The 19,858-nt window shown below is 60.4% G+C and carries 18 protein-coding genes; 7 read left to right on the top strand and 11 right to left on the bottom strand.

Going from position 1 to position 19,858, the window contains the following annotated elements; genetic code table 11:
- The first annotated feature begins 43 nt into the window (after nt 1–43).
- The 3 genes from pyrC to J2X43_RS08520 all read left to right on the top strand — a co-directional run bounded on the left by pyrC (nt 44) and on the right by J2X43_RS08520 (nt 3,178).
- Nucleotides 44–1,084 (top strand): dihydroorotase, encoded by a 1,041-nt coding sequence (gene pyrC / locus J2X43_RS08530; protein WP_112538468.1) that lies wholly within the window; start codon nt 44–46, stop codon nt 1,082–1,084.
- Nucleotides 1,085–1,273: 189 nt separating this feature from the next.
- The gene (locus J2X43_RS08525) at nt 1,274–2,455 is read left to right on the top strand and encodes a GGDEF domain-containing protein (protein WP_310293209.1); all 1,182 of its coding nucleotides are present in this window, start codon (nt 1,274–1,276) and stop codon (nt 2,453–2,455) included.
- A 186-nt stretch (nt 2,456–2,641) separates the two neighbouring features.
- Nucleotides 2,642–3,178 (top strand): glyoxalase superfamily protein, encoded by a 537-nt coding sequence (locus tag J2X43_RS08520; RefSeq protein WP_310293207.1) that lies wholly within the window; start codon nt 2,642–2,644, stop codon nt 3,176–3,178.
- Between the two features lie 40 nt (nt 3,179–3,218).
- Here J2X43_RS08520 and J2X43_RS08515 read toward each other — a convergent pair whose 3' ends face one another.
- Complete coding sequence (locus J2X43_RS08515) at nt 3,219–3,701, bottom strand: anthrone oxygenase family protein (protein ID WP_310293205.1); 483 nt, start codon at nt 3,699–3,701, stop codon at nt 3,219–3,221.
- 93 nt (nt 3,702–3,794) lie between these two features.
- On the opposite strand from J2X43_RS08515, the gene J2X43_RS08510 reads away from it, so the two are divergent.
- Nucleotides 3,795–4,457, top strand: a complete 663-nt coding sequence (locus J2X43_RS08510; protein ID WP_310293203.1) for a TetR/AcrR family transcriptional regulator — start codon at nt 3,795–3,797, stop codon at nt 4,455–4,457.
- Nucleotides 4,458–4,468: 11 nt separating this feature from the next.
- On the opposite strand, the gene J2X43_RS08505 is transcribed toward J2X43_RS08510, so the two are convergent.
- Nucleotides 4,469–5,371 carry a GGDEF domain-containing protein gene (locus tag J2X43_RS08505; protein WP_310293201.1) on the bottom strand — a complete coding sequence of 301 codons (903 nt, stop codon included), beginning with the start codon at nt 5,369–5,371 and terminating at the stop codon, nt 4,469–4,471.
- A 330-nt stretch (nt 5,372–5,701) separates the two neighbouring features.
- On the opposite strand from J2X43_RS08505, the gene J2X43_RS08500 reads away from it, so the two are divergent.
- Both J2X43_RS08500 and J2X43_RS08495 read left to right on the top strand, forming a co-directional pair.
- Complete coding sequence (locus J2X43_RS08500) at nt 5,702–6,397, top strand: orotate phosphoribosyltransferase (protein WP_310293199.1); 696 nt, start codon at nt 5,702–5,704, stop codon at nt 6,395–6,397.
- A gap of 61 nt (nt 6,398–6,458) precedes the next feature.
- Complete coding sequence (locus J2X43_RS08495; RefSeq protein ID WP_310293197.1) at nt 6,459–7,385, top strand: carbohydrate kinase; 927 nt, start codon at nt 6,459–6,461, stop codon at nt 7,383–7,385.
- 2 nt (nt 7,386–7,387) lie between these two features.
- Here J2X43_RS08495 and J2X43_RS08490 read toward each other — a convergent pair whose 3' ends face one another.
- The 3 genes from J2X43_RS08490 to J2X43_RS08480 all read right to left on the bottom strand — a co-directional run bounded on the left by J2X43_RS08490 (nt 7,388) and on the right by J2X43_RS08480 (nt 12,061).
- Nucleotides 7,388–8,191 carry an alpha/beta hydrolase gene (locus J2X43_RS08490; protein WP_310293195.1) on the bottom strand — a complete coding sequence of 268 codons (804 nt, stop codon included), beginning with the start codon at nt 8,189–8,191 and terminating at the stop codon, nt 7,388–7,390.
- Nucleotides 8,192–8,309: 118 nt separating this feature from the next.
- Complete coding sequence (gene pgi, locus J2X43_RS08485) at nt 8,310–9,935, bottom strand: glucose-6-phosphate isomerase (RefSeq protein ID WP_310293193.1); 1,626 nt, start codon at nt 9,933–9,935, stop codon at nt 8,310–8,312.
- A 425-nt stretch (nt 9,936–10,360) separates the two neighbouring features.
- The gene (locus J2X43_RS08480) at nt 10,361–12,061 is read right to left on the bottom strand and encodes a long-chain fatty acid--CoA ligase (protein ID WP_310293191.1); all 1,701 of its coding nucleotides are present in this window, start codon (nt 12,059–12,061) and stop codon (nt 10,361–10,363) included.
- A gap of 234 nt (nt 12,062–12,295) precedes the next feature.
- Here J2X43_RS08480 and J2X43_RS08475 point away from each other — a divergent pair, with 234 nt between their 5' ends.
- On the top strand, nt 12,296–12,688 hold the full coding sequence (locus J2X43_RS08475; protein WP_112385323.1) for a PRC-barrel domain-containing protein: 393 nt from the start codon (nt 12,296–12,298) through the stop codon (nt 12,686–12,688).
- A gap of 56 nt (nt 12,689–12,744) precedes the next feature.
- Here J2X43_RS08475 and J2X43_RS08470 read toward each other — a convergent pair whose 3' ends face one another.
- The 6 genes from J2X43_RS08470 to J2X43_RS08445 are packed head-to-tail and all read right to left on the bottom strand — an operon-like array spanning nt 12,745 to nt 19,458.
- Nucleotides 12,745–15,186 (bottom strand): glycosyl hydrolase 2 galactose-binding domain-containing protein, encoded by a 2,442-nt coding sequence (locus tag J2X43_RS08470; RefSeq protein ID WP_310293188.1) that lies wholly within the window; start codon nt 15,184–15,186, stop codon nt 12,745–12,747.
- Between the two features lie 9 nt (nt 15,187–15,195).
- A complete protein-coding gene (locus tag J2X43_RS08465; protein ID WP_310293186.1) occupies nt 15,196–15,591 on the bottom strand; it encodes a VOC family protein in 396 nt (131 codons plus the stop codon).
- Between the two features lie 46 nt (nt 15,592–15,637).
- A complete protein-coding gene (locus tag J2X43_RS08460) occupies nt 15,638–16,387 on the bottom strand; it encodes an ABC transporter permease (protein WP_310293184.1) in 750 nt (249 codons plus the stop codon).
- Complete coding sequence (locus tag J2X43_RS08455; protein ID WP_310293183.1) at nt 16,384–17,328, bottom strand: ABC transporter ATP-binding protein; 945 nt, start codon at nt 17,326–17,328, stop codon at nt 16,384–16,386. Before J2X43_RS08455 ends, J2X43_RS08460 begins: the two co-directional genes overlap by 4 nt.
- Nucleotides 17,325–18,491: an ABC transporter permease gene (locus tag J2X43_RS08450; protein WP_310293182.1), complete on the bottom strand. Its 1,167-nt coding sequence runs from the start codon at nt 18,489–18,491 to the stop codon at nt 17,325–17,327. Before J2X43_RS08450 ends, J2X43_RS08455 begins: the two co-directional genes overlap by 4 nt.
- A gap of 58 nt (nt 18,492–18,549) precedes the next feature.
- Nucleotides 18,550–19,458 carry an ABC transporter substrate-binding protein gene (locus J2X43_RS08445; protein WP_112385329.1) on the bottom strand — a complete coding sequence of 303 codons (909 nt, stop codon included), beginning with the start codon at nt 19,456–19,458 and terminating at the stop codon, nt 18,550–18,552.
- Nucleotides 19,459–19,858 lie beyond the last annotated feature (400 nt).

Genomic DNA, 19,858 nt, shown 5'->3' with positions numbered 1-19,858 from the left:
TTGATGCTATCGAAGCGCCACCCGCAGCGCTCCGGAGGCTCCCATGCAATCGATCACCATCCGCCGTCCCGATGACTGGCACCTGCATCTGCGCGATGGCGCCATGCTGGAGGGGGTGATCGGCGATACCAGCCGCGATTTCGCCCGGGCGATCATCATGCCGAACCTTGTGCCGCCGGTGGTGACGACGGCGGATGCGCGCGCCTACCGCGAGCGGATCATGAAGGCGCTGCCGCAGGGCGATCGCTTCGAGCCGCTGATGACACTTTATCTCACGGAGCATACGAGCGCCGACGATGTCGAAGAGGGCAAGAAGAGTGGCCTGATCACCGCGGTGAAGCTTTACCCAGCCGGCGCCACCACCAATTCTCACGGCGGCGTGCGCGATATGGACAAGGCAATGCCTGTTCTGGAGCGCATGGCGAAGATCGGGCTGCCGCTCTGCGTCCACGGCGAGGTCACGACGCCGGAGATCGATATCTTCGACCGTGAAGCCGTCTTCATCGAAACCGTGCTCGAGCCGCTGCGCAAGCGTCTGCCGGAACTGAAGGTGACGATGGAGCATGTGACGACGGCCGATGGCATCGACTACATCAAGTCGTCGAAAGCCAATCTGGCGGGCTCGATCACAACGCATCACCTGATCATCAACCGCAACGCTATCCTCGTCGGCGGTATCCGTCCGCATTATTACTGCCTGCCGGTCGCCAAGCGCGAGAACCATCGCCTGGCGCTGAGGGCGGCGGCCGTCAGCGGCGATCCGCGCTTCTTCCTCGGCACGGATTCGGCTCCCCATGTCGATCCGCTGAAGGAATGCGCCTGCGGCTGCGCCGGTATCTATACCTCGATCAATACGATGAGCTGCCTGGCGCATGTTTTCGAACAGGAGAATGCGCTCGACAAGCTCGAGGCTTTCACCTCGCTGAATGGCCCGGCCTGGTATGGCCTGCAGCCGAATGACGAGAAGGTCACGCTGGTCAGGCGGGATGAAGCGATCACGTTTCCGTCAAAGATCGAGACGGGCGCGGGCCCTGTGACAGTCTTCGATCCGATGTTCCCGCTGCATTGGGATGTAAAACGCTAAAGAAAACCGGCTTTACCGTCAATTTCGGCGGGTATCCGTGTTGCCGATACTATGACAGGCTCGCGGTTCGAATATTCGCGTTCGCGGTCCATGATTTTTTAACAGAATGCATAAGACATTCGTCACCAGTGACAGGCTAGTTTCTGGACGAATTGTAGGGCGCGGCAGAAGCCGCGGAGTTTTGAAAGCATGATGCTGGATTATAATTCCCTTTTGCTGGCGCTCGGCGTTTCAGCAACGTGTCTGGCTGTGACCCTGATGGGCAGCTGGTTTGCACGGCGTGCCGAAACCTTTCTGCTGACCTGCAGCTGCGGCCTCGTTCTCGTCGTCAGCGGCATCTTCGTCTACAGTGTCTATGTTTCATCGCCCGGCCTGATCTCTGGCACCGCCAGCTTTGTCCTCTTTCAAGCGGGCTTCGCTGCCATATGGGGTGCCGGCTATCAATTCCGCACCAACCGTCTGCCGCTCGCGGGCATTTTCTCATATGCGCTGCTTGCGATGCTGGTGCCGGTCGGCAGCATGATTGCTGGCTACGATGGGCTCGGTTTCATCGCCGATAACACGTCGATCACCCTGCTGCTGCTCGCCACCGCCTATCAATACTGGCGGGCGCGGGCCGAGGCGCCGGCACCCATCATGGGTATCACCGTCCTTTATACGCTGACGGGCATATCCTTTGCGCTCTGCGCTGCGGTGCTGATCTATGATGGCAAGATGGTGCTTGGCGCTGCGCCCAACAACTGGGCCGAGGACCTGAGCCTTGCCGTCTGCATCGCCAGCATGACCGGTATCGGCGCCCTGTCGCTGGCGCTGCATCAATGGCGTCTGGCGGCCCGCCACAGGCAGGATGCGATTACCGATCCGCTGACCGGCCTGATGAACCGCCGCGCGCTGTTCGATCGTCACGGCGAGCGTCTGATGGGCGCCTCCACGGCCGTCATCATTTTCGATCTCGACCATTTCAAGTCGATCAACGATCGCTATGGCCACGCTGTCGGAGACCGTGTGCTGCGGGTCTTCGCCGGCGAGCTCGGCGCTCATTGCCGCGATGGGGATACAGTCGCTCGTCTCGGCGGCGAGGAGTTTGCCCTCGTCCTCAAGGAGATCATGCCGGGCCGGGCGGAGATGATTGCCGAACGCATCCGCCGCACCTTTGAGGAGCGCGAAATCTATGTCGAAGACGAGACGTTGCGCTGCACCGTCAGCATCGGCGTGGCGCCGGGCCGCGCGACACCGATGGATTTCGACACCATGCTGAGTGAAGCCGACAAGGCGCTCTACGCCGCCAAGCGCGCCGGCCGCAACCGCGTTGAACTTGCCAGCCATCTGCTGGCTGTTCCCGACGCGCCCTCCGTTCGTAGCGCCTCTTGATCATCCAACATTAATCGCTAATGTCGGCGCTGGCCGGATGCAGCCAGCCGTCCCGCGGCGCGCAAGCGCTAAGGTGAATGCATCCAGATGAAATCCTTCACATCCTTGCCAATGGCGAACGATGGCGAACGGGTCAGCAGACGCGGGCACTGATCTTCCTGTTCGCTGCCGATGGAAGGATGAACGATGCGCGATTTTCGCGATGCCAAGACCATGGCAAAAGCACTGCGGCAGGCGCTGGCCAGCCGCGACATTTCCCTGACGCACAGCGAGACGCTGGAGATCGTTGCCAGGCAATTCGGCTTCGATCAATGGAACATCCTCGCCTCCAAGCTCGATGAAACCAAAGGCGGCGAGCCATCGATCGCGATCGAGCCGCCGATCCCGATCTTTCGCATTTTCGACGTGGCGAAGGCCATGGAATTCTATTGCGGCTTCCTGGGCTTCACCCTCGATTGGGAGCACCGCTTCGGCGAAAACTTTCCGCTCTATTGCCAGGTGTCGCGCAGCGGCATGATCATGCATCTGAGCGAACATTCCGGCGATGCCAGCCCCGGGGCCAAGGCCTTCGTCTGGATGAAGGGTGTCCGCGCCTTTCAGGCCGAGCTTTCGGTCAAGGACTATCGCTATATGAAACCCGGTGTCGAGGCCGCGCCGTGGGGCGCAGAGATGACTGTCATCGATCCGTTCAGCAACAAGATTGCCTTCTGCGAGCGGACGTAAAGTGATCGACGAGGCGGGAGCTATATCTCCTGCCTCGCTTTCAGAGCAGCACCAGCGCACGCACGAAGGCAATCGCCGAAGCCAGCGATGCTACGGTGCGGACATGATTCCACCAGGTCCAATCCCTCAGATAGACATTCCACAGATCGGCCGCTGCGCTGCCATTGCCGCTGACTTTCGCCAGCGCATCGTTCATCGGTACGTTGAAGACGATCGTCGAGACGAATGATGCGATTAGATAGCAGGCGGCACCGAAAATCATCCAGAGGCTTGCGCTGCCGCGCCAGTCCGTAAAGGCGATGATCGCAATCCCCACGCAGATGACAGCGACGGGGATGAACAGCAGCATGAAGGGCGATCGAACGATGGTGACGTTGATCGAGTTCATTGCCGCGATGCCTTGTTCCGGCGGAATTTTCGAAAAGGCGCTCATGATGAAGGTCGAGAATGCGAAGAATATGCCTGCAATGAGACCGCTACCGATCGCGGCGGCGACGAGAAGAATGGGAAGAGTGGCGGCCATGCGAATCCCTCCGGTTAAAACAAGAGAAAATCTCTCATTTGCAAAATGAGATAAACTCTCTTATTTTTCTTGTCAACTTTCGAGAGGCGCACCATGGATGAGAAAATGCCGGCCCGGCGCAAGCGCGCGGCTGACAATACCGGCCAGCCACGCCGCATTCCAAGCCAGCAGCGCGGCCGCGAGCGCTTCGAAAAGATCCTGGCGGTGGCAGCGGGGCTGATCGAGGAGAAGGGTAGCGACGCACTGAAAATGAGCGAGATCGTCGAAAAGGCGGATCTGTCTTTCGGCGCGCTTTATCAATATTTTCCCGACAAGAGTTCGATCATCCGAACCCTGGCCGAACGTTTCAACGAGCAGGGCAGGCGTTGCGTCGAGGATGAGCTGTCGCGTGTTTCGGATGCCGCATCGCTGCATCGGGCGCTCGCCAATATTACCGACGAATATTACCAGTTTTTCCGCCGCGAACCGGTCATGCGCGATATCTGGCACGCGACACAAGCCGACAGGCTGTTGCGCGCGGTCGATGCCGAAGACATGGAATTTCACGCGCAGGCCCTGTTTGCAGTCCTCGCAAGGCTCTGGCCCGCGCGGCCGCCGGGCGAGCTTCTGCCGCCCGCGCGGTTGCTGATGCAGCTTCTCGCCGCCGCCGTCCGCTATGCAATCTCGCTGGATGAGGAAGAGGGGGAGAGGGCGATCACGCTCTACAAGAGGATGCTGCCCGCCGATATCGAAAGGCTGATCTCAAGTGCTTCCTGACCGCGGAACACTCAGCTTGCAACGCTTTCTCCGGTGATCGATTTCGCCACCGCCCAGTGAACCGCGTTGCGGCCACTGTTTTTTGCCGAGTAGAGTTTCCGGTCGGCTGCTGTCAGCATGACCTTCAAGCTTTCGTTCGCCGGGTCGCCGCGATAGACGCCGAAGCTCGCAGTCACGCGCCCAGCCGGCAGGACGCCGATCGCTCTCGATGCCAGTTCCTTGCGCAGCCGCTCGGCAATTGCGATGGCTGCCGCCGTGCCGGTCTTCGGCAGGACCAGGCAGAATTCCTCGCCACCGATGCGCGCGGCGATGTCGTAGGGCCGGAGATTGTGCTGAATGGTCGCACCCGTCGCCATCAGCACCTGATCACCGACGTCGTGACCGAACTCGTCGTTGATCGACTTGAAATGATCGAGGTCGAAGACGACGACCGATACCGGCGTGCGCTCGCGCATTGCCCGGGTGATTTCCATGGATCCGATCTCTTTCAGCCAGCGGCGATTGCCGAGCCCGGTGAGAACGTCGGTTGTTGCCTGACGGCGAAGCTGGGAGAGCGTTGCATCGAGCTCTGTGATCAGCATCGAAATTCCGTTCGTGACGATGCCCACCTCGTCGGTCCGTTTACTGCGGATCGGTTTGACTGCGCCTGTCGAACGGTACGCTTCGACGGCGACCGAAATCTCATGCAGAGGCTTGATCAGCATCCAGACTGAGGCGAGGCAAAAGCCCGTTCCGAGCAGCGTCGCGGCAAGCACCGTACCGAGAACGGGCATCGCTTCGCTGCGGAAGCCGGTAACCAGATAGACGACCAATGCCAAGAGCGGGATGTGGGTGGATGCAAAGCAGATGGAGAAAATCTTGAACGTCAGGGAAGCGCTGACCTTCTGAGTAATCTCGGATACCGTCAGACTCATTCTAGACTCCTTGCCCGGTTCTCATAACCGCGGCGAAGGTGACCCGTCAGGTCTCATCCAAATGTTAAATGGATCGTTAAAATTCGAGTAATTTCAGGGATCTGGCGTGGCGAAATGGCTGAACGCTCTGGAATGCAATGAATATCATAAATTACTGAAGTATGCTCGGCATTGTGGAAAAATCGCGGGCTGTATCAGTTTAGGCGCGCTATGGTTTTGTGGTCTGCGCGCCATCTCGCGCCCGCGTCGAAAGGTCAAAAAGTTCCGGCACTGGAAAGATTTTTTGGTTGCTGCTATTGCCGCGTAACACCGTGAGCCAAGGAGAGAGCAATGACCCACACGACATTTCCCGATCGCGCCACTATGGCAGAACTCCTTGCGAAGATGCTCTGGGAAATCAAGGCGGTCCATTTCAACGCCGAGCAGCCCTACAAGCTGGCCTCCGGCATGGCGAGCCCGGTCTATATCGATTGCCGCAAGCTGCTCTCCTATCCGCGCGTCCGTTCGGCCGTGATGGATTTCGCAGCTAGCGTCATCACCCGCGACGCCGGCTTCGAGCGCTTCGATTGCATTGCCGGTGGCGAGACCGCGGGCATCCCTTTCGCGGCACTCCTGGCGGATCGTCTCAGCCTGCCGATGATCTACGTGCGCAAGAAGCCGAAGGGTCATGGCCGCAACGCGCAGATCGAGGGGCATATGCCGGAAGGTTCGCGCGTTCTCGTTATCGAGGATCTGACGACGGCCGGTGGCAGCATGTTCACCTTCATCGATGCGATCCGCGCAGCCGGTGGCATCGTCGATCACGGCATGGCGCTGTTCTACTACGGGATCTTCAACGAAGGTGCCTTGCGCTTTGCTGACGGCAAGGTGAAGCTCCACCATATCGCCACCTGGCGCAACGTTCTGGCTGTAGCCAAGGAGCAGAAGCTTTTCGACGAGAAGACGCTGAGCGAAGTGGAAGCCTTCCTGGACGCGCCACTCGCCTGGTCCGGCCGGAGCGGTGGCGTCAGTGAGCTTTCGCTCTAGCCTTTTGACAAAAGCTCACTTAATGGATTGAGGCAACACGGCCTTTTTGGGAGGAAATCCGATGATTTTGTGCTGCGGCGAAGCGCTGATCGATATGCTGCCGCGTGAGACGACCCAGGGCGAAAAGGGTTTTGCACCCTATGCCGGTGGCGCGATCTTCAACACCGCGATCGCGCTCGGCCGCCTCGGCGTGCCGACCGCCTTCTTCACCGGCATTGCCGATGACATGATGGGCGAAATCCTGCTCGGCACTCTGAAGGCCAGCAATGTCGACTACAGCCCTTGCGCCATCACGCCACGGCCCTCGACCATTGCTTTCGTCAAGCTGGTCAACGGCCAGGCCACCTATGCCTTCTACGACGAAGGAACAGCAGGACGCATGATCACCACTGACGACCTTCCTGTTCTTGGTGACGATTGCGAAGCGCTGCACTTTGGCGCCATCAGCCTTATCCCAAGCCCCTGCGGCGAAACCTATGAGGCGCTGCTTGACCGCGAGGCCGCAAAGCGCGTCATCTCGCTGGATCCCAACATCCGTCCGGGCTTCATCAAGAACAAGGAAGCCCACATGGCGCGCATCAAGCGCATGGCGGCCAAGTCGGACATCCTGAAATTCTCCGATGAGGATCTGGAGTGGTTCGGCCTCGAAGGCAGCCATGACGATCTCGCCGCCTACTGGCTGAAGCACGGTGCCAAGCTCGTCGTCATCACCAAGGGCGCCGAAGGCGCGTCGGGCTATACGAACGAGCGCAAGGTCACTGTTCCCAGCGAGCGCGTGACCGTGGTCGACACCGTCGGTGCCGGTGACACGTTCGATGCCGGCGTTCTCGCGTCGCTGAAGATGGACAACCTGCTGACCAAGGCGCAGGTCGCCTCGCTCGACGAAAAGGCGCTCGGCAACGCTCTGGCGCTCGGCGCCAAGGCTGCGGCTGTCACCGTCTCGCGTGCCGGCGCCAACCCGCCCTGGGCGCGCGAAATCGGCCTCTGAGATCAGGTCCTGCGTTTGAGAAAGCCCAGGACCTCTTCATTGAAGAGCGCGGGCCGCTGCAGCGGCGCAAAATGGCTGACGCCGGGGATGAGAATGAACTCGGCGTCAGGAATGGTCTTGGCAAGATAATCCATGTGCTCGCGCCGGATGAATTCGTCGCTCTCGCCGATCGCAACCGCGACCGGCACCTTGATCGCCTGTAGCTGCGCCACGGTGTAGTTGGGTTCGCTCTGCATCATCTTCCCGACATCGGCAACGAAGACTTCGAAGCCGTCGGGCGTTGCCGAGAGCGCCTGATAGTCCTTCCGATGGCGGCTGAAGCAGCGGTCGATGACCGGCGTCGGCCGGAATTCAAGCGTGCCGGTTGCATCCATGTTGCAGGCAAAGAAGAAGACGCCCGATACGCGCTCTGGATGCCGGTCGGCAAGGATCAGCGCTGTACAGGCGCCATCGCTCCAGCCGATCACCGCGGCTTTCCCGATCTCCAGATGATCCATGACGGCAAGCACGTCATCGGACATCAGGACATAGCTGAACGGCCGATCGTCGCGCGTGCTGCGTCCATGGCCGCGGCTATCGATGGCGATGACGCGATATCCGGCATCGACCAGCGCTGGCACCTGGTAGCCCCAGTTCCCGGCATTGCCGAGCCCGCCATGCAACAGGATCACCGCCGGACCATCGCCATAGCTGGCATACCAGATCTCGACCCCATCATTCGCAACGCGACCCTCCGTACCGGAAGCTGGCAGCGGTTCAGCGCCATCTTTAACAAATTTGAAAAGCTCGTCGTCGGTGAATTCCATGGGCAATCTCCTCGTGCATTTCCCATAAGACGAACAGATGTCCCGCCATTCGACAGCAGCAAACAAAAAAGCCCACCCGCGCTGGCGGATGGGCTTGATAGTTGATTGGGGGGTCGCCTTACTTGGCAAGCTTCGCCAGCGCAGCGACGAGACCCTGAGTCGAAGAGTCGTGGCCGGCAGCGCTTTCCTTGCCTTCGACGACAGGTAGCAGGCCGGTCGCCAGTTCCTTGCCGAGCTCGACGCCCCACTGGTCGAAGGAGTTGATGCGGAACAGCACGCCTTCGACGAAGACGCGATGCTCATAGAGCGCGATCAGGCGGCCGAGCGCATAGGGCGTCAGCTTGTCATAGACGAAGGTGATCGACGGGCGGTTGCCGGTGAAGACACGGTGAGGCGCGATGAAATCGGCCTTCTTGTCCTCCATGCCCTTGTCGGTGAGCTGCTTCTTGGCTTCCTCGAAGGTGCGGCCCTTCATCAGCGCTTCCGACTGGGCAAGCACGTTGGCCATCAGCAGCTGGTGCTGGTGGCGCAGCTCGGGCTCGAAGGCGTTGGCGGCAATCATGAATTCGGCCGGGATGATGCTCGTACCCTGGTGGATCAGCTGGTAGAAGGCGTGCTGGCCGTTGGTGCCGGGCTCGCCCCAGACGACGGGGCCGGAATTGCCCTCGACCGGCGTGCCGTCGATCGTCACGCCCTTGCCGTTCGATTCCATATCGAGCTGCTGCAGATAGGCCGGGAAGCGGGACAGGCGCTGGTCATAAGGCAGCACAGCGCGGGTCGCATAACCGAGAACGTTGCGGTGATAGAAGCCGATCAGGCCGAGCAGCATCGGCAGGTTTTCGGCAACAGGCGCCTTACGGAAGTGGTTATCGACAGCATGAGCGCCATCGAGGAACTTGCCGAAATTGTCGGGGCCGATGGCGATCATGATCGGCAGCCCGATCGCAGACCACAGCGAGTAGCGGCCGCCGACCCAATCCCAGAAACCGAAGACGCGAGCGCTGTCGATACCGAATGCGGCGACCTTATCGAGCGCCGTGGAAACGGCCGCGAAGTGGTGCTGAACGGCGGCATCGCCAAGGGCCTTGGCGATGAACTGGCGCGCCGTCTGCGCATTGGTCATCGTCTCGACAGTGGTGAAGGTCTTCGAGGCGATGATGAAGAGCGTGGTTTCCGGCTGGACCAGCTTCAGCGTGTCGGCAATGTGCGCGCCATCGATATTCGACACGAAATGCGCCCGCGGGCCGTCATGGAAAGGAGCGAGCGCCAGTGTTGCCATGACCGGGCCGAGATCCGAACCGCCGATGCCGATATTGACGACGTCGGTGATCTTCTTGCCGGTCGCGCCCTTGAGCGCGCCCGAGCGGATACCGTCGGCAAACTTGCCCATGGCCGCAAGCACGGAATTGACGTCAGGCATGACGTCCTTGCCGTCAACGATAACAGGTGTGTTGGAACGGTTGCGCAGCGCGGTGTGCAGAACGGCACGATCCTCCGTGAAGTTGATCGCCACGCCTGAGAACATTTCGTCACGCTTCTTGGCAACGCCGCCTTCTTCGGCGAGCTTGACGAGAAGAGCCAGGATCTCATCGTTCACCGCGGTCTTCGAGTAATCCATCAAGAGATCGTCGAGAGAGGCGGTGAAGCGCGAGAAGCGCTTGGGATCGGCAGCGAAGGCAGCGCGGATATCGGTTGCTTTGGTGGCGGCCGCAGTGCTCTTCAGCTTTTCGACGATGGCATTCATGGGAGGCTCCTTTGGAGGCGGAGAGGGTTGCGGAAACTATTCGCTTTGTAGGGCGCAAATCAAGTTCAGCCACAGGCTGCCTGCAAAAAATGACACGAGTTGTGCCGCGCTTGATGAAAAGGGGGAGTGCAGGTATATTTAAGAAGTGGCAGACGGAGTTGGTGCTCCGCCTGCCGTGGCCTATGACTTAAGGATTGTGACCCGGACGGACACTGACCAGCTCGTCCGGGTTTTCCTTACCATAAGCGTAACGCTTAGCGGTTTATACCACATCGCATTACCTCCGTTTCACAAAGCAAGGCTCTTGCCTGAGCCGGCGCGGCCCATCCTCACCGGTGGGCCGGCTGGTCTCGACCCGTACTGCTTTTGCCCGGAAACAGTGCGATCAAATCACATCTTATGGTTGTTTTCAATTATACGTGAGTTTACCCGCGCAGATCCTTGCGAAGGATTTTCCCGACCGGGCTCTTCGGCAGCTCGGTGCGGAATTCGATAATGCGTGGACGCTTGTAATTCGTGAGGTTTTCAGCGCAATGCGCCTTCACCTCGGCTTCGCTCAGGTTGGGATCCTTGCGAACAACGAACAGCTTCACCGTCTCGCCGGAGTGGCCATCCGGAACACCGATCGCTGCTGCCTCGAGAATGCCGGGATGCATTGCCGCCACTTCCTCGATCTCGTTCGGATAGACGTTGAAGCCCGAAACCAGGATCATGTCCTTCTTGCGGTCGACGATCTTTGTATAGCCGCGCTCGTCCATGAATCCCATGTCGCCAGTGCGGAAATAACCGTCCGGGGTCATCACCCGGGCCGTTTCTTCCGGCTTGTTCCAGTAGCCGGCCATGACCTGCGGCCCACGGATGCAGATCTCGCCGATCTCGCCGAGCGGCAGCGAATTGCCGTCTTCGTCCCGGATATCGAGTTCCGTCGAGGGGATCGGCAGACCGATCGAGCCGGTGAATTCAGGAGAGTCGAAGCGGTTGGCAGTCGCGACCGGCGAGGTCTCGGAGAGGCCGTAACCTTCGGTGATGTGCGAGCCGGTCATCTTCAGCCAGCGCTCAGCCACGGGACGCTGCACGGCCATGCCGCCGCCGAGCGACATGACGAGCGACGAGAAATCGAGCTTGGCGAACTCGGCATTGTTCATCAGCGCATTGAACAGCGTGTTGAGGCCCGGGAAGATATGGACGTTCGCCTTGCCGAACTCCTTGACGAAGCCCGGAATATCGCGCGGGTTGGCGATCAGGATATTATGGGCGCCAAGCGACATGCCCATCAGAGAATTCACCGTCAGCGCGAAGATATGGTAGAGCGGCAGGGCGCAGAGGAAGTTCAGCACCTCCGGCTGCTTCTTCTTGTCGAAGGCCGATTTCAGCCAGAGCTGCAGCTGCAGCTTGTTGGCAAGCAGATTGCGGTGGGTCAGCATTGCACCCTTGGCAACGCCGGTCGTGCCGCCGGTATATTGCAGGAAGGCGATGTCATCGCCGCTGAGCGCCGGACGCTGCAGCGACCGACCGGCGCCTTCCGACAAGACCTGCTTGAAGGTCTTGTGCTGCGGGATGGACCATGAGGGCACAAGTTTCTTGACCTTGCGCACCACCAGATTGACGATCAGGCCCTTGGCGCCGAGCATCTCGCCAAGCGAGGTGACGACGACGTGGCGCACGTCGGTCTTGACGAGAACCTGCTCCACTGTGCGGGCAAAATTCTCCAGCACAAAGATCGCCTTCGCACCGGCATCGCGCAACTGATGCTCGAGTTCGCGCGGCGTATAGAGCGGATTGACGTTCACGACGGTCAGGCCGGCGCGCAGGATGCCGTAGACCGCAACAGGGTTCTGCAGCACGTTCGGCATCATGACGGCGACGCGATCACCCTTCTGCAGGCCAAGGCTCTGTAGCCAGGAGGCGACCTTGCGGGTCTGCACTTCCAGCTCGCGATAGGTCAGCGATTTGCCCATGCTGGAGAAGGCGACACGATTGGCATAGCGCTCGCAGGACTTTTCCAGCAGTTCGGCCAGCGAATCATATTCCAGCGGCGGCAGTTCGGGGGGCACAATATCCGGATAGGTGGCAAGCCAGGGCCTTTCCCGCTTGTCGCCGCCAGGATGGACGGAAATGCTGTTCATCGTGTCTCTCTCCCTATCCGGCCACGAATGCCGGTTTGCGGCTGCCGGCGGACAATCCTCCATCATCCTTGCGGGCAGCTTATGCCAATGGCCGAATGGTTCAAGCCGCATTCAGCGTTACACTAACTTTGACGTAAACGTCAATAATATGCAATCGCGCATTTGCGATAAGGCGTGGAACAATGACTCCAGCGTGGCGTTCTCCCATCATCAAAAACAGCAAAGGAGCAGACAATGCTTAACCAGGATACAGACGCCAGCCGCCGTGATCCCAACGTCAAGGACACGCATTCGCTGATTGCCAGCGACCGCGTGGAAGGCACCCGCGTTTATGGTGCAGACGGCAAGCATATCGGCTCGATCGAGCGCTTGATCATCGGCAAGCGCGATGGGCGTGTTGCCTATGCCGTGCTGAGCTTCGGCGGCTTCCTCGGTATCGGTCACGATCATTACCCGCTGCCGTGGGAAAAGCTGAATTACGATACCCAGCTGGACGGCTACCGCATCGATCTGACCAAGGAACAGATCGAGGGAGCGCCGAGCTACGCGGATGATGACGACACCTGGTACAACGACAACGGCCGCCGTGTTTACGATTACTATGGCGTGCCGCCTTACTGGATGTAATTCGTTCTTCGGGACGAGCCGGAAGAGGCCCCGCTGTTTGCGGGGCCTTTTGGCGTTTAGGGGAGGAGATCGTTGGCGCAGCGAAGAACGATGCCCGGAGTGATATCCTGAGCCTTTAATGTCTTGCTGGTCTTGATCGCGAACGCATGGCTTTCGCCCGGCAACAGCGTGATCAGCATGCTATCGACAACAGCAGACGGATCCAGCCGGTCCGCCATCAGGCAGAGATCCTTGAGGAAAGTACCCGCCGTGACGGTGACATCGAGACCATCGGCGGTCGCATTGATCGAAACCGTCATCTCGGGCTTCGGCAATTTCAGATCGATATCCTCGACGAAATAGTGGAACGCCCGCTTGTCGAGCATTTGTACCATCACGACTTCGTTCGCTGCGTTGTCCGGCGCCGCGATGTCGTCTGCAAGTTCGAATTCCTTCGCCTCGAACCGGTCGCAGAGCAGCCGCCAGAATTCGAATTCCGCCAGCACGGTGCCGTCGAGGCGCATGCGCTTGCCCGCAATTTTCGATCGCCAGAACAGCGTCCGCTCATTGACGGCGACCGCTGCCAGCTTGCGGCCGCGCGGCTGGATGGTCAGCAGGCGCGGATCGAAGGCCTGCTGCATCGCATACCAGAGTGGCTTACGGCGGCCGGCGGAATCGAGCGCTGCCCAGGAGGTTACTGGCCAGCAATCGTTGAACTGCCAGACGATGGCGCCTTTGCAGATCGCGCGGTGCGAGCGCATGTGCTCGATCGCGAAGCGGATCGCCCGCGCCTGATTGAGCTGTGTCGCGAAATGCCAGTCATTCATCGTCTCAGGCACCGGCAGGTGGCCCGAGAGGCCGCGGATCAGCTTCTCATTGCCCTGGGTTGCCTTCTGGTGGTGGAAGACACCATGTGACTGCGGCGTCAGCGGCGCATCATGGACGCTCTCTTCCAGAGTTGCCCAGTTCGGCGGTGCCTGCCAGCCGAATTCGGAGCAGAAGCGCGGAATGTAGTTCCGGTAGACTTCCCAGCCGACATCGTTCCAGACGTCCCAGATATGCTTGCATCCGTGCCGGTCATCGTTCGGCTCGATATCCATGCTGCCGGAATAGGGGCTGCCGGGATAGTACGGCCTGTCGGGATCAAGCGCGGCGCAGAGCTTCGGCAGAACATCAAGATAGTAGCCGAGCCCCCAGCTGACGCCGTCCTTGATGATCGGCCGCCAGCCCCATTCGTCGAAGCCCCAGATATTCTCGTTATTGCCGTTCCAGAGCATCAGCGAGGCATGTGGCATCAGCCTGACGACATTGTCGCGAACCTCGGCTTCCACCTCGCCACGCAGCGGCTCCTCTTCCGGATAGGACGCACAGGCAAAGAGGAAATCTTGCCAGACCATCATGCCGGCGCGGTCGCAGGCCTCGTAGAATTCGTCCCGCTCGAAGATGCCGCCGCCCCAGACGCGCAGCATGTTGATATTCGCCGCCTTCGCCTCATCGATCTGTGCGGCGTAGCGTTCGGCAGTCACGCGCGACGGAAAACAATCGTCGGGGATCCAGTTGGCGCCGCACACAAACAGCGGCACGTCATTGACGATGAAGGTGAAAGCCGAGCCGTGCTCGTCCGGCGCGGTGTCGAGACGGATGGATCGGAAGCCGATCTCCTTCGCATAGCTGTCCAGAACATCGCCGCCGGCATCGCGCAATTCGATGGAGAGCGGATAAAGCGGTTGGCCGCCCAGATGATGCGGCCACCAGATCTGCGGCGAGGTAACCGTCACCTGAAAGCTTGTCTCGCCAGAAGCGCCGACCTCGACAGCATGCGAAACGCCGCCGATCTGTGCCACGATCGAGCAGCCCTGGCAGTCCTGTTGAGCCGCGATCCTGGCGTTGATCGTCACGAGACCATCACCACCGGCAAGCGTCGCTGAAACACGTGTCTCCGCCAGCCGCGCCCGGTCCCAGCTTTCCAGCCGCACCGGTTTCCAGATGCCCGCCGTTACCAGCGTCGGACCCCAGTCCCAGCCGAAATTGCAGGCCATCTTGCGCATCAGGTTGCCTGGGCCGGGATAGTTGTTCGGCCGGTAGCCATACTGCTTCTCCATCTCGGCGCCGTAGGCATAGGCGGAGTGGAAGGTGACCGAGAGCTCGTTCAAGCCTGCGTTCAGACGTTCGGAGACATCGAAGCGGTAGGTGCGGTGCTGGTTGAAGGTCCAGCCGATTTCTTCGCCGTTCAACCGGATCGTCGCGATCGTATCCAGTCCATCGAAGACCAGCTCCTGGATCCTGGCTTCATCGGGCACAGCGTCGAAACTCAGCCGGTAAACCCACTCGCAACGGCCGATCCAGTCGTTGGTGATCTCGTTGACGTCGAGATAGGGATCGGGGATGAGCCGTGCCGCAAGCAGGTCGGTATGGACGCAGCCGGGCACGGTGGCCGGAACGTTATCGGGTAGTCCTGGCCGACCTGTATCGTTGCAGGAAAGGGTCCAGCCGGTATGCAGTTCTGTCTTTTCGATCATCGGATGCTCTTACCGAAAACGGCCGTGGCGCTGCAGAACTTCGATCTTGTAGCCATCAGGATCGGTGATGAAGAAGAACAAGGCGAAAAGCTTGCCGTCGCGATTGAGCTCGACCAGCTTGCCGGGATTGAGTCCGGCCTTCTCCAGCCGCGCGTGCTCGACGGCGACTTCATCGACGGAAACAGCAAGATGCCCGTAGCCGTCGCCAAGATTGTAGGGCGCGGTGCGGCCCTTGTTGACTGTCAGCTCCAGCTCGAAGCCGGTCTCCGGATTGCTCATGTAAACAAGCGTGAAGGTCTCGAAATCGATGCGATCGGCAACCGTGAGGCCGAACACCTTGCCGTAGAACTCGACGGATCGCGCCTCATCGACAACGCGGATCATGGAGTGAATCATTTTTGCCAAGGCAGCCTCCTCATGCCGTATCACGGCAGCCTTGGTAGCCGCCGGATCAGGCGGGGCGCAAGCCAATTCTGCGGGTGATCGCGCTTTCGACGAGACCCATCGCATCATAGATCAGCACCGCCATCAGGCCGACGATCAGGCCGCCCTGCAGGATGAACGCGGTATTGTCGGAGATCAGGCCGGCGATAATGACCTCACCAAGCCCCTTGGCGGCGACGGTCGAGCCGATCGTTGCCGTGCCGATATTGATGACGGTCGCGACCTTCAAACCCTCGAGGATCAAGGGCAAGGCGAGCGGCAATTCCACCTTGAACAGCCGCTGCGTCGGGTTCATCCCCATGCCGTCTGCGGCATCGAGAATGGCGGGATTGACCTGGCGAATGCCGGAGACGGTGTTTTCGAAGATCGGCAGCAGCCCGTAGAGGAAGAGCGCAATCAGCGTCGGCGCAGCCCCGAAACCGGTGGCAGGAACCGCAAGCGCCAGCACTGCGACCGGCGGGAATGTCTGCCCGGCATTAGCAATGGCGCGCGACAGCGGTAGGAAATCCTCCCCACTTTTGCGGGTCACGAACACGCCGGCAAGGATCGCCAGAATGGCGGTGAAGACGATCGAGCCGATCACAAGCTCCAGATGCGCCAACGCCAGGGAGGGCAGGCTGTTTTGCGTGTAAACGGGCGGCGCGTTGTTATTGGTCAGCGGCACGAGCATGAAGGAAAGCCACTCCGTCCTGAACAGCAGGATCAGAAGCAGCAGGAAAGCCGCCACACGGAAGATATTGGCGACGATGAACTTCATGCCTTGCGGCCCAGCTCGAGCAGCTTGGTCATCGAGATCGACCCGACCGCTGTCTTTGCGCCATCAGTGACCGCAGCTTCCTCGGAGCCCTGCCAGATCATCTCGGCCAGCGCATCGCGCAGGCTCAGCGATTGCGGCAGCGACAAGCCGAGGCCGCTCTTGGCGGGCGCCATGCTTTCCTTGAGCGGTGAGAGTGACATCAGCTTAAGCGCCCGGTCCGAGGTTCCCGTCAGTTGCTGCACGAAGGGATCGGCAGGTTCCGTGAGGATCTTCTCCGGCGTCGAGCATTGCAGCAGCTTGCCGCCGCTCATCACGGCGATCTGGTTGCCGAGATGGAAGGCCTCGTCCATGTCGTGGGTGACAAGGATAACGGTGGTGCCGAACTGCTTCTGGATCGCCAGCAGGTCGTCCTGCGCCTTGCCGCGGATGACGGGGTCGAGCGCGCCGAACGGCTCGTCCATCAGCAGCACTTCGGGTTCTGCCGCCAAGGCGCGTGCAACGCCGACGCGCTGCTGCTGGCCGCCGGAAAGCTGGTGCGGATACTTCTCGGCAAAGGTCGCCGGATCGAGATTGAAGAGACCTAGCAGTTCTTCGACGCGCTTGGCGATGTGCGCGCCATCCCAGCCGAGAAGCTGCGGTACGGTCGCAATGTTCTGCGCCACGGTGCGATGCGGGAAGAGGCCGTGGCCCTGGATCGCATAGCCGATCTTGCGGCGAAGTTCGGTCACCGGCACGTCCATGACGTTTTGCCCGGCGACGAAAATCTCTCCTTCAGTGATCGGCACCAGCCGGTTGATCATCCGCATCAGCGTCGATTTGCCGGAGCCCGAGGTGCCGACGATCACCGTGACCGATCCTTTCTCGACACTCATCGAAACGTTATCGACAACGGTGGCAGCGCCATAGCGCTTGGTGACGTTCCTGATCTCGATCATGGTCATGCGACGGATCCCCGTATGCTGTCGATGACCGCATCCAGGATGACGGCCGATGAGAAGGCGAAGAAGACGGTCGGCACGGCGCCGAGCATGACCAGGTCCATCGCCGTCTGGCCGATGCCCTGGAAGATGAAGATGCCGAAGCCGCCGCCGCCGATGAGTGCCGCGATGGTGACGAGGCCGATTGCCTGCACGAGCACGATGCGGATGCCTGTGACGATGACAGGCAGCGCCAGCGGCAGATCGATCCCGGTCAGTATCTGCCGGCGCGTCAGGCCCATGCCTGCCGCCGCATCACGCACCGAGGGATCAACGCCCTCAAGGCCGACCACGGTATTGGCGACGATCGGCAGCAGCGAATAGAGCACCAGCGCGATCAGTGCCGGCGCGGTGCCGATGCCGCGGATGCCGAGCTCGGCAGCCAGCGGCACATGTGTTGCGATATAGCCGAGCGGCAGCATCAGGATGCCGAACAGTGCTAGGCTCGGAATGGTCTGGATGAGGCTGAGCCCCTGCAGAACGGCGGCGCGTAGCTTCGGCACCCAGAAGCAGAAGGTGCCGAGCGGCAAACCGATGACGATGGCGATCGCTAGCGACCCGAAGGCCAGCAGCAGATGCGACCAGGCCTCGGACCAGAACTGCGCCGAACGCGTCGAGAATTCCTTCATGATCGACAGGCTGTCGAGCAGCCCGGAGGTGAGGCAGACCGCCAGCAACGCGCTGTAGGCGGCAAGTGCTGCCACCCGCATCCAGGGTGTCAGCCGGATTTTCACCAGCGCATCCGAGACGATCAGGCCGACGACGCCGAGCAGGATCCAGAAGCTGCCGCCGGGCGTCATGCGCGCGGCATTGCTGTTCGGCGGCGTGAAGGCCGTGGCGGCCAAGCCGATTGCGGCGATCAGTGCGGCCAGCGCCAGCGTGCTGATGGCAAGCCGCAGCACGGCATTTTGCAGGAAGAGCGCGGCAAAGGCGGTGGCGATGAGCAGGAGGGTGAGAACGATGGTGGCGGGCTGGTCGAGAAGCTGCGTGAGAAGCATCGGCTTGCCTGAGGCAATGCGGTTCGCCTTCACATAGATGAAGGGCAGAAGAGCAGCGGCAACAACGCCAGCAGTCACCAACACCACGCCGAGCCGGTCCAGTTTGCGGACCGCTAAGGTTTCTTCCATCGATCCATCCCTGTCCGCCAAGAAGGTAGCTCCGCCCCGAAGGGCGGAGCAATGTGAATTACTTGAGGAAGCCCTTTTCCTTCAGGTAACCTTCGGCAACCGACTTTGCCGGCTCGCCATCGACCTGGATCTTGGCGTTGAGCTTGCGCAGTTCGTCGGCGGTCAGGCTCTTGAAGATCGGAGCGAGCACTTCCTCGATCTTGGGGTTGGCCTTCAGCACGTCTTCGCGGATGATCGGGGTCGGTGCATAGACCTGCTGCACGCTCTTGTCGTCTTCGAGAACGACGAGCTCGGCAGCCTGGATCGCGCCGTCGGTGCCGTAGACCATGGCAGTGTTGACGCCGTTGGTCTGGTCGGCCGCGGCCTTGATGGTCGCAGCCGTGTCGCCGCCAGAGAGCACCACTTCCTGATCGGCCGTCAGCTTGAAGCCGTAGGTCGTCTGGAAGGCGGGCAGGGCGCCAGCCGAGTTGACGAATTCAGCAGAAGCCGCGAGCTTCGCAGCGCCGCCGCCGGCAACCCATTTGCCGAAGTCCGACATGGTCTTGAGGTTGTTCGGACCGGCGACATCGCTGCGAACGGCGAGCGCCCAGGTGTTGTTGGCAGGCGAGGGTGTCAGCCAGACGATCTTGTTGGCATCGTAGTCGAGCTTCTTCGCGAGCGCGTAACCCTGGTCGATGTTCTTCCAGGCGGCGTCATCGGCCTTGTTGAAGAAGAAGCCGGCATTGCCGGTGTATTCGGGATAGATGTCGATCTCGCCGGCGGTGATCGCCTTGCGCACGACAGGTGTTGCGCCGAGCGCGATACGGTCCTTGGTCTTGATGCCGTTGGCTTCCAGAGCGAGCGCGATGACGTTGCCGAGCAGCGTGCCTTCGGTATCGATCTTCGACGAAACGACGACGTCTGCAGCATGGGCCGCACCCGCCGCAAAGGCGGAAATAGAAACGGCAAGTGCGAGTTTCTTCAGCATGGAGTGTCCCCTTGGTTTGCACCGTTTACAAGCGCTAGGGCTCTGGCGGAGCCCTTCACGTGTTAAGTCCCCCGGCTCGGGCGAAAGCCGCCGTCATGCCGGACCTGCGAGCATCATGGAAATAGTGTGCGTTCTCGAAAAATCGATGCAACCCCTCTCCAGTATTTGCGATCGCGGCGCGATTATCGCCGTGAAAGCAGTCCCGCGCGCGCAATTGCATTCCTTTATGCAATGCTGGCGGGATTTGTTTTTGTTCCCTTGCGTGTTTCCACGATCATCGAGTGCTCAACGGCTTCATCAGCCATTGCCCCGTTTTTCTTGTCCGGTGACGATAGCCTGCGAATTCCGAAATGGGATATCTTTTTTCGTGAACACACAATAGTGTCCGATTTTCAGTGAC

The organism is Rhizobium sp. BE258 (genome assembly GCF_031457345.1).
Taxonomy (GTDB): domain Bacteria; phylum Pseudomonadota; class Alphaproteobacteria; order Rhizobiales; family Rhizobiaceae; genus Rhizobium.
This window is presented reverse-complemented; position numbering and strand designations above follow the sequence as displayed.

What these genes read in the sequence shown, in the direction of transcription:
- pyrC (WP_112538468.1), top strand. Translation starts at nt 44, where the DNA reads ATGCAATCGATCACCATCCGCCGTCCCGATGACTGGCACCTGCATCTG.
- J2X43_RS08525 (WP_310293209.1), top strand. Translation starts at nt 1,274, where the DNA reads ATGATGCTGGATTATAATTCCCTTTTGCTGGCGCTCGGCGTTTCAGCA.
- J2X43_RS08520 (WP_310293207.1), top strand. Translation starts at nt 2,642, where the DNA reads ATGCGCGATTTTCGCGATGCCAAGACCATGGCAAAAGCACTGCGGCAG.
- J2X43_RS08515 (WP_310293205.1), bottom strand. Translation starts at nt 3,701, where the DNA reads ATGGCCGCCACTCTTCCCATTCTTCTCGTCGCCGCCGCGATCGGTAGC.
- J2X43_RS08510 (WP_310293203.1), top strand. Translation starts at nt 3,795, where the DNA reads ATGGATGAGAAAATGCCGGCCCGGCGCAAGCGCGCGGCTGACAATACC.
- J2X43_RS08505 (WP_310293201.1), bottom strand. Translation starts at nt 5,371, where the DNA reads ATGAGTCTGACGGTATCCGAGATTACTCAGAAGGTCAGCGCTTCCCTG.
- J2X43_RS08500 (WP_310293199.1), top strand. Translation starts at nt 5,702, where the DNA reads ATGACCCACACGACATTTCCCGATCGCGCCACTATGGCAGAACTCCTT.
- J2X43_RS08495 (WP_310293197.1), top strand. Translation starts at nt 6,459, where the DNA reads ATGATTTTGTGCTGCGGCGAAGCGCTGATCGATATGCTGCCGCGTGAG.
- J2X43_RS08490 (WP_310293195.1), bottom strand. Translation starts at nt 8,191, where the DNA reads ATGGAATTCACCGACGACGAGCTTTTCAAATTTGTTAAAGATGGCGCT.
- pgi (WP_310293193.1), bottom strand. Translation starts at nt 9,935, where the DNA reads ATGAATGCCATCGTCGAAAAGCTGAAGAGCACTGCGGCCGCCACCAAA.
- J2X43_RS08480 (WP_310293191.1), bottom strand. Translation starts at nt 12,061, where the DNA reads ATGAACAGCATTTCCGTCCATCCTGGCGGCGACAAGCGGGAAAGGCCC.
- J2X43_RS08475 (WP_112385323.1), top strand. Translation starts at nt 12,296, where the DNA reads ATGCTTAACCAGGATACAGACGCCAGCCGCCGTGATCCCAACGTCAAG.
- J2X43_RS08470 (WP_310293188.1), bottom strand. Translation starts at nt 15,186, where the DNA reads ATGATCGAAAAGACAGAACTGCATACCGGCTGGACCCTTTCCTGCAAC.
- J2X43_RS08460 (WP_310293184.1), bottom strand. Translation starts at nt 16,387, where the DNA reads ATGAAGTTCATCGTCGCCAATATCTTCCGTGTGGCGGCTTTCCTGCTG.
- J2X43_RS08455 (WP_310293183.1), bottom strand. Translation starts at nt 17,328, where the DNA reads ATGACCATGATCGAGATCAGGAACGTCACCAAGCGCTATGGCGCTGCC.
- J2X43_RS08450 (WP_310293182.1), bottom strand. Translation starts at nt 18,491, where the DNA reads ATGGAAGAAACCTTAGCGGTCCGCAAACTGGACCGGCTCGGCGTGGTG.
- J2X43_RS08445 (WP_112385329.1), bottom strand. Translation starts at nt 19,458, where the DNA reads ATGCTGAAGAAACTCGCACTTGCCGTTTCTATTTCCGCCTTTGCGGCG.